Origin of the sequence: Roseovarius confluentis, from assembly GCF_002917925.1 — a bacterium.
In the GTDB taxonomy this organism is placed as follows: Bacteria; Pseudomonadota; Alphaproteobacteria; order Rhodobacterales; family Rhodobacteraceae; genus Roseovarius; species Roseovarius confluentis.
Genome location: NZ_PPFE01000008.1, coordinates 30,080 through 42,614, shown reverse-complemented (window position 1 = coordinate 42,614; position 12,535 = coordinate 30,080). Strand labels below are relative to the sequence as shown.

Sequence of the window (12,535 nt, the reverse complement as noted above, 5' to 3'; positions counted from 1 at the left end):
GCGATGCCCACGGAAATACTCATGCCCGCCCTTTCCCCGACAATGGAGGAAGGCACCCTGGCGAAATGGCTGGTCAAGGAAGGCGACACGGTGAATTCCGGCGACCTTCTGGCCGAGATCGAGACCGACAAGGCGACGATGGAGTTCGAGGCGGTCGACGAAGGCACGATCGGCAAGATCCTGATCGAGGAAGGCACCGAAGGCGTGAAGGTGAACACCGCGATTGCCGTCCTTCTGGAGGAAGGCGAGAGCGCCGACGATATCGGTGACGTGAGCGCGTCCGGCGGCTCCGGCGGTGGAGGCGACAAGGCCGAAGCCAAGGAAGACAAGCAGGATGCGGCCCCGAAGAAAGAGGCCGAAGCCAGCAAGCCCGAGAGCGGCGACGTGCCCCCTGCCCCGGCGGCGCCTGTGAAGGACGGCGAGCGCATCTTCGCCTCGCCGCTGGCGCGGCGGATCGCCAAGCAGAAGGGCATCGACCTGACCGAGCTGAAGGGCTCGGGCCCGCATGGGCGGATCGTGAAGGCGGACGTGGAGAGTGCCAAGGCCGGAGCGGCGAAGCCTGCCGAGGAGACCGCGGCGGGAGGTCCCGCATCGAGTGCGGGACAGGCGGCCCCTGCCCCGGCGGGCCCCAGCACCGACGCGGTCGTGGCGATGTACCAGAACCGCGAGTTCGAGGAAGTGAAGCTCGACGGGATGCGCAAGACCATCGCCGCCCGCCTGACCGAGGCCAAGCAGACCATTCCGCATTTCTACCTGCGGCGGGATATCCAGCTGGACTCGTTGCTGAAATTCCGCGGACAGCTGAACAAGCAACTTGAAGGGCGCGGCGTGAAGCTGTCGGTGAACGACTTCATCATCAAGGCCTGCGCGCTGGCCTTGCAGGCGGTGCCCGATTGCAACGCGGTCTGGGCCGGGGACCGGGTGCTGAAGCTGAAACCGTCGGACGTGGCGGTGGCCGTGGCGATCGAAGGCGGGCTGTTCACGCCTGTTTTGAAGGATGCCGAAATGAAGTCGCTGTCGGCCCTGTCGGCGGAGATGAAGGACCTTGCCACCCGCGCACGGGAGCGCAAGCTGTCGCCCGAGGAATACCAGGGCGGGACATTCGCCATTTCCAACCTCGGGATGTTCGGGATCGACAATTTCGACGCGGTTATCAACCCGCCGCATGGCGCGATCCTGGCCGTGGGCGCGGGCGTGAAGAAGCCTGTCGTGGGTGACGATGGCGAGTTGACCGTGGCCACTGTGATGTCGGTGACGCTGAGCGTGGATCACCGGGTGATCGACGGGGCGCTTGGGGCGGAGCTGTTGGACAAGATCCGGGAAAACCTGGAGAACCCGATGGTGATGCTGGCCTGAGGGTTTTGGCGTTGCGATAGTTAGGGCCGGGGATTTCCCCGGCCTTTTTCGTTGCGAGGGGTGGGTTGTCACCCACCCTACGGGTCCGTTCGAACGTCTCGTCGCGCAGCGCCCCGCACTTACGACAGCGCGTATATCCCCAGCCCCACGGCCAACCAGCCATAGGCCAGGAGCGCCAGCCAGAAGAGCACCCGGTCGAGCCAGCCGCCGTGATCGTGGTCATGCCCCTCGTGCCCGCCCGAGCCGCGCCAGGCGAGCCAGCCGAAGGCAGCCGTCAGGGCCAGGAAGCCCATGTTGAACCAGAAAGTGTAGTCGATCTTGAAGCGCTCGGACGGCTCCATCATACCCTTGGCAGCACTTTGAGGTTCAAGCCCCAGCAGGGCGAAGCCGTAATGAATCGCCAGGGCCGTCAGGATCAGCGCGCCAAGGAACAGCCCGGCGATGTAGAGCGCCATCTTCCAGCCGTAGAACTGGGCGTTCACGCGGATCACGGGAAACACGACGAGGTCGGAGAAGATGAAGGCCATGATTCCCGCCACGCTAACCCCGTTGGCAAAAAGCAGGCCCGCGAGGGGGATATTGCCCATCGAGCCGATGAAGGTGAAGAAGGCCGCGATGGGGCCGATGACGGTGTGCGACAGCACCTCGAAGAAACTGCGCGCGCCTTCCTCGCCGGTGCCGGGGAAAAGCCAGGTGAAGAATTCGGCCGGCACGAAGGCGGCGATGATTCCGGCGATGGTGAAGCCGACGGTGACGTCTTTCCACACCATCTGCCATTCCATCAGGTATGCCTTGGCCATCTTGGACCAGAGCGCGGGCGATTGGGTGAGGTCGGCGGGGTCCTCGGGATCGTCCTCTTCTCCCGCTTCGAGCGATTGGCGCACGTTCTCGATCAGCCTCTGCGGCCGCCAGAGAGCCACGAGGCCCCACATCACCACGATCAGGATGAGGCCGCCCACGTATTCCGCGACCACGAACTGCCAGCTGAGAAAGACCGAGATGACGATGCCGAGCTCGATGACAAGGTTGGTGGAGGCCAGGAGGAACGCCATCGACGGAACGAAGCCCGCGCCCTTGGCGAAGAGCGCCCGCGTCGTGGCGAGGGCCGCGAAACTGCAGGAAGACGAGATGAAACCGAAGAACCCGGCCAGCGACATGGATCCGAGGTCCTCATCCCCCATCGCATGCCGCATCCGGTCGCGGCTGACAAAAAGCTGGATGACCGCACTGACGAGATAACCCAGTCCGAAGGCCCAGAAGGCCACCCAGAAATATCCGAGTGTGGTCAGGGCCGCGTCGGCCCAGGTTTGAAAGAAATTCATCGCGTCGGTTCCCACTTGCGTGGTCAACGCGACGGGTTTGCCGCCTGTTCCGGCGCGCGATCAGATCAGAACGATGGCGTGCCGGTCTGCTTGGCCTTCTGCGCCTTTTTCCACGCGAAAACCTTGCTGCGTTCGGTCCAGTCGTAGCGGCCGTCCTCGCGCACGAGGCTCCAGTAGAGGTCGCCGGCGTCGCGCCACGGGTCCAAGACGAGGCTGTCTTCCATCGAGTCACCCCGGCGGCCGAGAATGGTTGTGCTGTGTTCCAGCCGGATACTGTCATAATTGGCGATGGCGCGGTGAATTTGCAGCGTCTTGAAGTTCTCGCGTTGCAGGCGGGCGTCCATGTCATGCGCCCAGTGCCAGCACAGGCCACGCGGCTTGTTGCCAAAGTTGACGGCGGTGTTATGCGCCAGCGGGCCGCTGTCGATCTCGTACTCTACAACCAGTTGCGCGACGTAGGTATAGGCGACGTAGGCGGCGCGTCCAGCTTCCTCGGGGTCGACGCCGGGGCCGAGGTCGAGGAAAGCCTGTTTCAGCGCGGCGATGTTGGCCGCCTCGCGTTGTGCCGCGGCCTGGTAGAACGCCTTGTCGAAGCGGTGGCCATAGCGGGCCAGCTGCGCCGAGCGTTGCCAGACGGCGTCGGGCATGGAAATGGCCTCGGCCAGGGCACCGGGCGGCAGGCTGATGTTGGCGGTTGCGTTCCGCGAAGACGCGAAGGACTGCGAGCTGCCGTCATCGGAAACCTCCGTGCAACCTGTGAGGGCGGCAAGAGCAAGGCACGGAAGAAGTTTCAGCAGTTGTGATCGCATGGAGCGTGGCCCCCCGGGCAGACAGTCGCGAATTGTTCTAACTTGTCAGGCGTATCTAGACCTGCCCTTTCGGGTTGTCGACCTGAACAAGCGGAGTAACGCGCGGCTATGGCTGTCGGTTGCAGCATTTTTGCACCAATCCGGGCAAAGAAAAGCCCGGACCGACGTGCGGACCGGGCGAATCCAGGGTTCGACTGCCGAGGCGGGGACGTTCAGCGAACGCCCAGAAGCTGATCCATCGCGACGGAGGGCTGATCACAGCCCGCCTCTCCGACGATCTTGGCCGGCACGCCCGCGACCGTCTTGCAGGGCGGCACCTCCTGCAGCACCACCGAACCGGCGGCGATGCGGCTGCAATGGCCGACCTTGATGTTGCCAAGGACCTTGGCACCAGCGCCAATCAGGACGCCGTCGCCGATCTTGGGGTGGCGGTCTTCCTCTTCCTTGCCGGTGCCGCCGAGGGTCACGGAGTGCAGCATCGAAACGTTGTCGCCCACCACGGCGGTTTCGCCGATCACGATGGAGTGGGCGTGGTCGATCATGATGCCCTTGCCGATGCGGGCGGCGGGGTGGATATCGACGCCGAACACCTCGGAGCAGCGCATCTGGAAGAAACGCGCCATGTCGCGGCGATCGGTGCGCCACAGCCAGTTCGCCACGCGGTAGGCCTGGACCGCCTGGAAGCCCTTGAAGAACAGCATCGGCAGGATAAAGCGGTCGCAGGCCGGGTCACGGTCATAGACGGCGACGATATCGGCGCGCGCGGCCTGCCCCAGTTCGGGGTCGTCGGCATAGGCCATGTCGCAGATTTCGCGCAGAAGCTGCTCGGGCATCTCGTGCGAGCCCAGTTTCATCGACGTGCGGTAGGCCAACGCGGATTCGATGGTCTTGTGGTGCAGGATCGACGAATGGATGAGCCCGCCAAGCAGCGGCTCGTCCTTTATCGCGGTCTCCGCCTCGGTGTTGATCCGGGCCCAGACCGGGTCAAGCTCGGCCAGCTTTGCATGTGTGTTCGCCATGTGCATGCTCCTTGGTGCGAGTATCGCTTATACCAGATAAGCTCGATCCGTAAAATGCAAAGGCGTCATGGGTGGGTTCACGAAAATGAATGAAGCAGATATCAGGGATTTTCGCGCACTGATCGAGACGCGTCTGGCGGAACTCGACGACGAAGACGTCCGTGGCGCGGCGGGCAAGGCCACGGTGGAGCTGGACCAGCAATCGGTCGGTCGTCTGAGCCGGATGGACGCGTTGCAGAACCAGGCGATGGCCAGGGCCACGGATGCGCGCCGCGCCGGGGAGCGGGCGCGGCTGACCTCCGCCCTTGCCCGGATGGACGAGGGCGAGTTCGGCTATTGCGAGGATTGCGGCGAGGAGATTGTCCTTGGCCGCCTGAAACTGGACCCGGCCGCGACGCGCTGCGTGGAGTGCGCGCGCGGCTGAGGCTTCGCGTTCAGGCGGGACGGATCATGCGGTCACCTCGATCCGCGCAAAGCGGCCCGGCCCGAAGCGCGCGGAAACCTGCGCGACCTGAATCTCGTAAAGACCTGACAGTGCGTCGGCGGCCTGATCCGCCGCGCTGTAGGTCCAGACCGGCGACGTCGTGCTGGTCTGGCGGATCACCGCGTCCTGCTGCACCACGCGCACGAGGTATTCCTCGCGGTCCTCGCCCAGCGGCACATCGGCGGTGTCCCAGCGGTCACCGTCAATCCGGGTGCGCCGGATCCAGCTGATCGACAGGGCGCCGCCCGCGCCCGCCGAAAGCCTCAGATGCACCGGCGACAGCGGCCTCAGGCCCAGCCCGTCGAAAGCCAGCCGCACCGCGCTGAAGCTGGGGTCGTCCACCGGGCGCCCGGCGGGGCCGATCCGGTAGTAGCGCGCCAGCCCGCGCTTGGCCTTGGACAGCTCAATCTGCTTGGCGGTGCCATTGAGGCGCACCAGATAGCTGCCTTGTGGCCAGGCCTCGGCACGCTCGGTGCCGACCTGTCCGCGCAGGCGGTGGCTGAGCAGGTACGTGTCGATGTCGACGAGGTCTGCATCACGGAACTGGATGAGCTCCCACGCGTCGGGGGTGCCGTCGCCGATGGCGCAAAGGTTGCCGCCATTAAAGAGCGCCAGGTCGCTGATGCTTTCCAAACTGCCGCCCAGCATCCGCACCTGCACGGCGGGTCCGCGGTCGATGCGGCCCGCGTGGGCCGGAAAGAGCGGCGTTTCCAGCACACCCACGGGGGTGCGGGCCGTCACAAGGCTGTTGAGGGCATAGTTCGAATCCTCGTCCGAGGCATACAGTGCGACAGAGCCGGGCCAGGGGTTGGCGGTGACCGCGAGATATGGTGCGTGAGGCACCTCGTCGCCGGTCAAAAGCGGCAGGTCGAGAAAGAACGGTGCCACCGGCGACGGCGCCACGAAGGGACGCAGGGTCACGGCCTCGTCCTCGAATTCGGCCGGGCGATAGCTTTCGGGTTCAGTCCGCACCGCTTCGAGCTTTTGCGCCCCGGCCATCTGGTCGGCCCGGTCGATGCGGAAAAGTCCCCTGCCCTGTCCTTCGGGAATCGCGATGACATCACCCGCGCCGGTCTCGAGTTGCGAGGGCGGCAGGGTCAGGCGCAGGGTGTCCGTGGCGAGGCGCGCCTCGGACAGCCAGCGTTCAACGGTCTGGCGGCCCTCGGCGCGGGTCATGGCCAGCGGAAATTCCGAAATCGAAACACCATTGGTGGCGTTGTCGGGCAGGATCGCCTCTTCGGCGATGACCTCGAAATCCCCGTCAGCCTCGATAAAGCGCAGGCGGACGCGGCCCGCCAGTTCCACGGTGCTGCCGCGCGTCTCCTCCAGGACGCTGTCCATCTCGGGGTCACGCACCAGCGTATCAAGGTCGATCACGCGATCGGTCCCGCCGTCGCGCATGATGAAACGCAGACGCCCGTCCCGTTCCACCGCGTCGACGCCATAGCGCAGCATCAGCGGTTGCAGGGCGCTGCGGGCTTCGGATACCTGGTCGACCGTGTAGCCGCGCACCAACCCGTGGGCCCCGGACGTGTCACAGGCGTTCAGGCCTGACCTCAGGCAAATTTCCTCGATGACCGAGGCCAGCGTGCGGGACGAGATGCGCCCGTTGAGCCAGTGACCTCGTGTGTAATTGGCGCCATCGCTCCATAAGTCGCGATTGTTTGGGAAATTCGGATAGGGCCGCATGTCCCAGGCCCAGGCATATGCGTGATCCATGTCCAGCATCGCGCCGTCGTAGACGTCCGATTGCGGGTTGTTGGCGGGATCGTTCCAATAGCCAAGAAAAGCGCGCAGGTATTGCTGTTGTATCAGCTCGTCGCGGCGCCCGTCCGAGAAATGCGGCAGGGTGGATTCCGAGGATTTCGGATCGAGGAACTTGTTGGGCTGGTTGGTGCCCTTGTCCACGGCTGCGCAGCCATACTCGTCCACCCAGGCGCCGTCGAATTGCGGCCCGCGCAGGCTCTCCGGGTCATGTGCCGAGAAAACCTGCGCGACTGCGCCGTTGGGCCATTGAAGCCGCTTGCGCGTCGCCTGCCAGACAGGGCGACGATCGGGCGGCGAGCAGGCCATGATACCGCTTTCACCGAAGATCATCACGTCGCGCACCTGGTCGATGGTCTCGCCCACCAGGGCCAGGCGATGACACCGGCCCGCGTCAAGCGGCCTGGCCCCCTCGACCTGGCCGCGCACCCATTCGGCCCCTGCGCGTGTCTTGCCCGCGCCCCGCCCGCCCAGGATGACCCATGTGCGCCAGTCGCCTTCGGGCGGGCGCTGGTGCTCCATCGCCCAGAAATCGAACAGGTACGGCAGCGACAGGATTTCGCCGTCACTCAGGCTGTCCAGAAACTCTTTCTGCGTCTCGGGCCCTGCGGAGACGAGCCAGTCGACATCCGATACTTTCCCGGGCTTCTTCGAGGTCGAGGGCGTATCCATCCGCGACGCCAAGCTCTTTTTCTCTTCTTTTTGCAAGTTGTGTCTCCGCATCTATCGCGATCTTCAGCCATTGCCGTATTTCCGACGTGGCGCGCCTGGCGTCTTTCAGGTCACCGAATTGCCCACGCCTGATCTGGGCGTAGACCGCCTCCAGATCGGCGCGCATGGCCGACAGCTGCTTCTCGAGCGCGTCTATCGACAGCGTGACCTGGGAAGGGGTCCGATCTTGCGTGATCAATGGCATGCGGGCCAACACCTCGAAGTTCTTGCATCGCGGAAGATTCATCTCAGAAAGCAAACAGGCGACCGGTGGTCATCCCACGGGTCGCCTGCAGTTTCAGAGATCTCGGTTAAGCATTCGTCGCGGCATCGTGCGGTGCCGTGGCAGCTTGCCTCGTGCGCCTACTGGTTGGCGCGTTCGGCCTCCAGCGCGCGGTAGGCCGCGACGTTGCGGTTATGCTCTTCGAGCGTTTCAGCGAAGAGGTGCCCGTCGCGCGGGTCCAGCGTGCGAGCCACGAAGAACACATAGTCAGTATCCTCGGGGTTTACCGCCGCCTCGATGCTGGCGCGGCCGGGATTGGCGATGGGCGTCGGCGGCAACCCGTCGATGACGTAGGTATTGTAGGGCGTCTCGGCACGCAGCTCGCTCTGGCGCAGGCCGCGGCCCAGCACGCCCTCGCCATTCGTGATGCCATAGATCACGGTGGGGTCGGTCTGCAGCCGCATCCCTTCTTGCAGCCGGTTGGTAAAGACGCTCGCAACCTGCCCGCGTTCGGTGGGCACGCCGGTTTCCTTCTCGATGATCGAGGCGAGGATCAGCGCCTCTTCGGGCGTCTCGACGGCAATGTCCGACGCGCGGTTCTGCCAGGCCTCGGTCAGGATCAATTCCTGCGCCTCGCGCATCCGGGTCAGAATGCTTTCGCGGGTGTCGCCCACGCTGAACTCGTAACTGTTCGGCGCAAGGCTGCCCTCGGGCGGCACCGCCGCCACCTCACCATCCAGCGCGTCGAACGCACCAAGCGCGTTCACCACCTGCCAGCTGGTCACGCCTTCGGCGACGGCCACGCGGTAGCGGGTGTCGGCCTGATCACGCACCTCGGTGAATTCGGCGGGAGGAGTGACCTCCTCGGCCTGCGGATCGAAGGCCGCAACCTCGACAAAGCGATTGGTGGCCGGGTCCAGTTCGCGCACCTCGACCTCGCTCGCATTGACGCCGATGCGGTACACCACCTCGGTGCCACAGGTGCTGGCCCCGCCTCGGGTCACGATATCGGTGATCTCGCCCATGGTGGAGCCTTCGGGGATCAGCCAGCTACCAGCCTTTAGAAGCTGCGTCTTGTCGGTGTAGTCCGCACCGATGCGGAAGATCCGCTCGCTGGTGATCGCGCCCTGCTCGGCCAGATCGGCCGAGATACCGCGCATCGAACTGCCGCGCGGTACCTGAAGGCAGATCGGCTCTTCCAGCGGACCCGTGGCCTGGTATTCGTTCTGGCCCCAAAGGATTACCCCGCCCAACAGGAAGACCACGACAACAAGAAACGTCAGGAAATTCGACGCGATGTGCCGCCACATCAGCGTACGGCCCCGATGCAGAGACAGGCATTGGTGCCGCCGAAACCGAAGCTGTTGGACAGTGCCACCTTGATCTCGCGTTCATGCTTGGCGTTGGCGGCCAGGTTCATCGGCGTTTCCACTGCCGGATTGTCCAGATTGATCGTCGGCGGCGCCACCTGGTCACGAATGGCCAGGATCGAGAAGATGCCCTCGATCGCCCCGGCCGCACCCAACAGGTGCCCGGTCGAGGATTTGGTCGAACTCATGGTCGCTTTCGAGGCCGCATCACCCAGCAGTTTCTCAACCGCCTTCAGTTCGATAGTGTCGGCCATGGTGCTGGTGCCGTGGGCGTTGATGTAATCCACGTCGGCAGGCTCGATCCCGGCATTGCGCAGCGCACCCTGCATGGCGCGGAACCCGCCATCGCCATCCTCTGCGGGTGCGGTGATGTGATAGGCGTCACCCGACAGGCCATAGCCAAGGACTTCGGCATAGATCTTGGCACCGCGCGCCTTGGCGTGCTCGTACTCCTCCAGCACGACCATGCCAGCCCCCTCGCCCATCACGAAGCCGTCGCGGTCGGCGTCGTAGGGGCGGCTGGCGCCTTGCGGGTCGTCGGCGCGTTTTGTGGACAGTGCCTTGCAGGCGTTGAAGCCGGCAATACCGATCTCGCAGATCGCCGCTTCGGCACCACCCGCGATCATCACGTCCGCGTCCCCGTGCTGGATCAACCGCGCCGCATCGCCTATGGCATGCGCCCCCGTCGAACAGGCGGTCACAACCGCGTGGTTCGGCCCCTTGAAGCCGTAGCGAATGCTGACCTGCCCGCTGATCAGGTTGATAAGCGCGCCGGGAATAAAGAAGGGTGACACCCGCCGCACGCCACGGTCGCGAATAAGCAGCGTCGTCTCCTCGATCGAGCGCAGCCCGCCGATGCCGGACCCGATCATAACACCAGTGCGCAGGCGGCTTTCCTCGTCCTCGGGCAGCCAATCGGCGTCCCGCACGGCCTGTTCGGCCGCCGCAACGCCATAGAGGATGAAATCATCCACTTTCCGGCGCTCCTTGGGCTCCATGTAATCTTCGGAGTTGAAGGTGCCGTCGCTGCCGTCGCCCAAGGGCACTTCGCAGGCGTATTTCGTGGCCACGTTCGTGGGATCGAACCGCGTGATGGTGCCCGCTCCTGACTTCCCTTCCAGAATGCGGCTCCAGCTCTCCTCCACGCCAGATGCCAGCGGGGTCACAAGACCCAGACCCGTCACAACCACTCGACGCATGATGTTGCCCTCTTGTCCTACCTTCGTCGGCTTCCATACCGCGCCTTGCCTATCGGGGGCAAGGCCAACGGCAAAGGGGCGCGGTCTTCCGCGCCCCTTTTTTCAAGCCTGTCATTCAGCTTATTGGAACTCGGCGATCGGTTCGCGGTCGCCCTGTGCCACTTCCAGCGCCTCTTGCAGCGACACGTCGCGGGACAACAGCGCCCGGCCGATAATCGTGCCGGAAATGTTGGGTACGTATTTCAGACGCGACACGTCATCGACGCTGCGCACGGTACCGCGTGCGATGACCGGATGCCGGGTCAGACCGGCCAGCCCGCTGATCACGCCCAGCGTCCCGTCGCTGTCTTCGATATCGGCGTCGATATCGGTCAGGATGATGCCAGCCAGCGGCGCATCATCGAAAGCGGCGATATAGCTTTCAGGCGAGAACGCGCTTTTCGTGCGCCAGCCCTCGGTCATCACCGAACCCTGGAAGATATCGACGGCCAGCACGATCTGGTCGGGATAGAACTTGGCCAGTTCGCGCAGGGTATCGGGGTCGTAGGCGGCCATGGTGCCAACCACGATCCGGCCCGCGCCCTTGTCGATCCATTTTGCAACGCTGTCACGCGACCGGAAACCGCCGCCCAGCTGGACCGGGATCCCGACAGTGCGAATGATCTCTTCCATCAGGCTACTGTTGTCGCCGTCACCGGCCAGCGCGTCGATGTCGGTCAGATGCATCCACGATGCGCCGGCGGCGGCAAAGGATTTCGCTGTCTCGACAGGGTCGACATGCCAGATGACGGGCTCTTCGAGCCGACCGCGCGTCAGGGACACGCATTTGCCGTTACGCAGTTCGAGAGTGGGGTAGATGATCATGCGACAGTCACCTTCTGATTCGGGCTGGTTCCGCCTTGTTTGCGGGGTCTGCCCTTCTTAGACCCCTGCTTCGTTGACGATGGTCTCAAATCGGCATGATACAGTCTGTTCCCGAAATTTTCGACCGCGCAAATGAAAAGACCCCGCCGCGCCGGCAGGGTCTTTCGAAAATCTCTTGTGCGTCGTCGTGGTTACGACGCTTCCTTGATGAACTTCACCGCGTCGCCGAAGGTCTGGATGTTCTCGGCGGCGTCATCGGGGATCTCGATGCCGAATTCTTCTTCGAACGCCATGACCAGTTCGACCGTGTCCAGGCTGTCCGCGCCCAGGTCGTCAATGAAAGAGGCGTTCTCGGTTACTTTGTCTTCCTCGACGCCCAGGTGTTCCACCACGATCTTTTTTACGCGGTCTGCGATATCGCTCATGTTTCGTTCCTCATCTTCAGCCGGGTCATTCGCCCGTTTTCTGTGCCCTCGCCCGTTTGGACTAGCGGCTAAATGTGCCCCTTGACCGGGCGGCTTGCATGACCCGTATAACGGGCATTTACGGGGTAATACAGTATCACCCCCGCGTAAACTGCGCCGCCTATAGCATATGCGACGCGATTGGCAAATGGATTCCCCTGCCCTTGTTTCTTCAACGCGGCGCGATGCCTCAAAGCATCGCCATGCCGCCGTTGACATGAAGCGTCGCCCCCGTGACATAGCCCGCCTCGGGGCTTGCGAGGTATAGGACCGCTGCCGCGATTTCCTCCGGCGTGCCCATGCGGGCTGCGGGAATCTGCGCGTTGATCTTGTCCTTCTGGTCGTCCGTCAGCTTGTCGGTCATCGCCGTGGCGATGAAGCCGGGTGCCACAGCATTGGCGGTGATCCCGCGGCTGGCGACCTCATAGGCGATCGACTTGGTCATGCCCACCATCCCGGCCTTGGAGGCGGCATAGTTCACCTGTCCGGGGTTGCCCGTCGCGCCCACGATCGAGCTGATGTTGATGATCCGCCCCCAGCGCGCCTTCATCATCGGGCGCATCACGCCCCGGCACAAGCGCATGGTGGCAGTCAGGTTCACGTCAATCACGCTCTGCCATTCCTCGTCGGACATACGCATGAAGATCTGGTCGCGGGTGATCCCGGCGTTGTTGACAAGGATATCGACCCCGCCCATCGCCTCGGCGGCCTGTTTCGGCAGTGCGTCGACGGCCTCCGGATCGCTCAGGTTGCAGGGCAGTACATGCGCCCGCTCGCCCAGCTCCCCGGCCAGCGCCTCCAGCGGCTCGACCCGTGTGCCCGACAGGCCCACCGTCGCGCCCGCGCCATGCAACGCCTTGGCAATCTCTCCGCCGATGCCTCCGGATGCGCCGGTCACCAGCGCCATCTTTCCCGTCAGGTCGAACATGTATCTTGATCCTTCTCGTCTG

General features: G+C 64.2%; 11 protein-coding genes. 2 read left to right on the top strand and 9 right to left on the bottom strand.

Features of this window, described 5'->3' with window-relative positions; translation table 11 throughout:
- Window positions 1-3 precede the first annotated feature (3 nt).
- On the top strand, window positions 4-1,356 hold the full coding sequence (locus C2I35_RS16410; RefSeq protein WP_103764144.1) for a pyruvate dehydrogenase complex dihydrolipoamide acetyltransferase: 1,353 nt from the start codon (window positions 4-6) through the stop codon (window positions 1,354-1,356).
- A gap of 119 nt (window positions 1,357-1,475) precedes the next feature.
- Here C2I35_RS16410 and C2I35_RS16405 read toward each other — a convergent pair whose 3' ends face one another.
- The 3 genes from C2I35_RS16405 to cysE form a co-directional block, all read right to left on the bottom strand.
- The gene (locus tag C2I35_RS16405; RefSeq protein ID WP_103764143.1) at window positions 1,476-2,678 is read right to left on the bottom strand and encodes a permease; all 1,203 of its coding nucleotides are present in this window, start codon (window positions 2,676-2,678) and stop codon (window positions 1,476-1,478) included.
- Window positions 2,679-2,743: 65 nt separating this feature from the next.
- Window positions 2,744-3,487, bottom strand: coding sequence for a hypothetical protein (locus tag C2I35_RS16400; protein WP_103764142.1), 744 nt, complete (start codon window positions 3,485-3,487; stop codon window positions 2,744-2,746).
- 212 nt (window positions 3,488-3,699) lie between these two features.
- Complete coding sequence (gene cysE, locus C2I35_RS16395) at window positions 3,700-4,506, bottom strand: serine O-acetyltransferase (protein ID WP_103764269.1); 807 nt, start codon at window positions 4,504-4,506, stop codon at window positions 3,700-3,702.
- A gap of 85 nt (window positions 4,507-4,591) precedes the next feature.
- On the opposite strand from cysE, the gene C2I35_RS16390 reads away from it, so the two are divergent.
- Window positions 4,592-4,930, top strand: a complete 339-nt coding sequence (locus C2I35_RS16390; RefSeq protein ID WP_103764268.1) for a TraR/DksA family transcriptional regulator — start codon at window positions 4,592-4,594, stop codon at window positions 4,928-4,930.
- A 24-nt stretch (window positions 4,931-4,954) separates the two neighbouring features.
- Here C2I35_RS16390 and C2I35_RS16385 read toward each other — a convergent pair whose 3' ends face one another.
- The 6 genes from C2I35_RS16385 to fabG form a co-directional block, all read right to left on the bottom strand.
- Window positions 4,955-7,276, bottom strand: coding sequence for a phage tail protein (locus tag C2I35_RS16385; protein ID WP_425442940.1), 2,322 nt, complete (start codon window positions 7,274-7,276; stop codon window positions 4,955-4,957).
- A gap of 552 nt (window positions 7,277-7,828) precedes the next feature.
- Window positions 7,829-8,998, bottom strand: coding sequence for an endolytic transglycosylase MltG (gene mltG, locus C2I35_RS16375; RefSeq protein ID WP_103764140.1), 1,170 nt, complete (start codon window positions 8,996-8,998; stop codon window positions 7,829-7,831).
- Complete coding sequence (fabF, locus tag C2I35_RS16370) at window positions 8,998-10,257, bottom strand: beta-ketoacyl-ACP synthase II (RefSeq protein ID WP_103764139.1); 1,260 nt, start codon at window positions 10,255-10,257, stop codon at window positions 8,998-9,000. Before fabF ends, mltG begins: the two co-directional genes overlap by 1 nt.
- A 120-nt stretch (window positions 10,258-10,377) precedes the next feature.
- Window positions 10,378-11,121, bottom strand: a complete 744-nt coding sequence (locus C2I35_RS16365; protein ID WP_103764138.1) for a 1-(5-phosphoribosyl)-5-[(5-phosphoribosylamino)methylideneamino] imidazole-4-carboxamide isomerase — start codon at window positions 11,119-11,121, stop codon at window positions 10,378-10,380.
- A 191-nt stretch (window positions 11,122-11,312) separates the two neighbouring features.
- Window positions 11,313-11,546: an acyl carrier protein gene (locus tag C2I35_RS16360; protein ID WP_057794165.1), complete on the bottom strand. Its 234-nt coding sequence runs from the start codon at window positions 11,544-11,546 to the stop codon at window positions 11,313-11,315.
- 229 nt (window positions 11,547-11,775) lie between these two features.
- On the bottom strand, window positions 11,776-12,513 hold the full coding sequence (gene fabG / locus C2I35_RS16355) for a 3-oxoacyl-[acyl-carrier-protein] reductase (RefSeq protein ID WP_103764137.1): 738 nt from the start codon (window positions 12,511-12,513) through the stop codon (window positions 11,776-11,778).
- Window positions 12,514-12,535: the final 22 nt, after the last annotated feature.

What these genes read in the sequence shown, in the direction of transcription:
- C2I35_RS16410 (WP_103764144.1), top strand. Translation starts at nt 4, where the DNA reads ATGCCCACGGAAATACTCATGCCCGCCCTTTCCCCGACAATGGAGGAA.
- C2I35_RS16405 (WP_103764143.1), bottom strand. Translation starts at nt 2,678, where the DNA reads ATGAATTTCTTTCAAACCTGGGCCGACGCGGCCCTGACCACACTCGGA.
- C2I35_RS16400 (WP_103764142.1), bottom strand. Translation starts at nt 3,487, where the DNA reads ATGCGATCACAACTGCTGAAACTTCTTCCGTGCCTTGCTCTTGCCGCC.
- cysE (WP_103764269.1), bottom strand. Translation starts at nt 4,506, where the DNA reads ATGGCGAACACACATGCAAAGCTGGCCGAGCTTGACCCGGTCTGGGCC.
- C2I35_RS16390 (WP_103764268.1), top strand. Translation starts at nt 4,592, where the DNA reads ATGAATGAAGCAGATATCAGGGATTTTCGCGCACTGATCGAGACGCGT.
- C2I35_RS16385 (WP_425442940.1), bottom strand. Translation starts at nt 7,276, where the DNA reads ATGGAGCACCAGCGCCCGCCCGAAGGCGACTGGCGCACATGGGTCATC.
- mltG (WP_103764140.1), bottom strand. Translation starts at nt 8,998, where the DNA reads ATGTGGCGGCACATCGCGTCGAATTTCCTGACGTTTCTTGTTGTCGTG.
- fabF (WP_103764139.1), bottom strand. Translation starts at nt 10,257, where the DNA reads ATGCGTCGAGTGGTTGTGACGGGTCTGGGTCTTGTGACCCCGCTGGCA.
- C2I35_RS16365 (WP_103764138.1), bottom strand. Translation starts at nt 11,121, where the DNA reads ATGATCATCTACCCCACTCTCGAACTGCGTAACGGCAAATGCGTGTCC.
- C2I35_RS16360 (WP_057794165.1), bottom strand. Translation starts at nt 11,546, where the DNA reads ATGAGCGATATCGCAGACCGCGTAAAAAAGATCGTGGTGGAACACCTG.
- fabG (WP_103764137.1), bottom strand. Translation starts at nt 12,513, where the DNA reads ATGTTCGACCTGACGGGAAAGATGGCGCTGGTGACCGGCGCATCCGGA.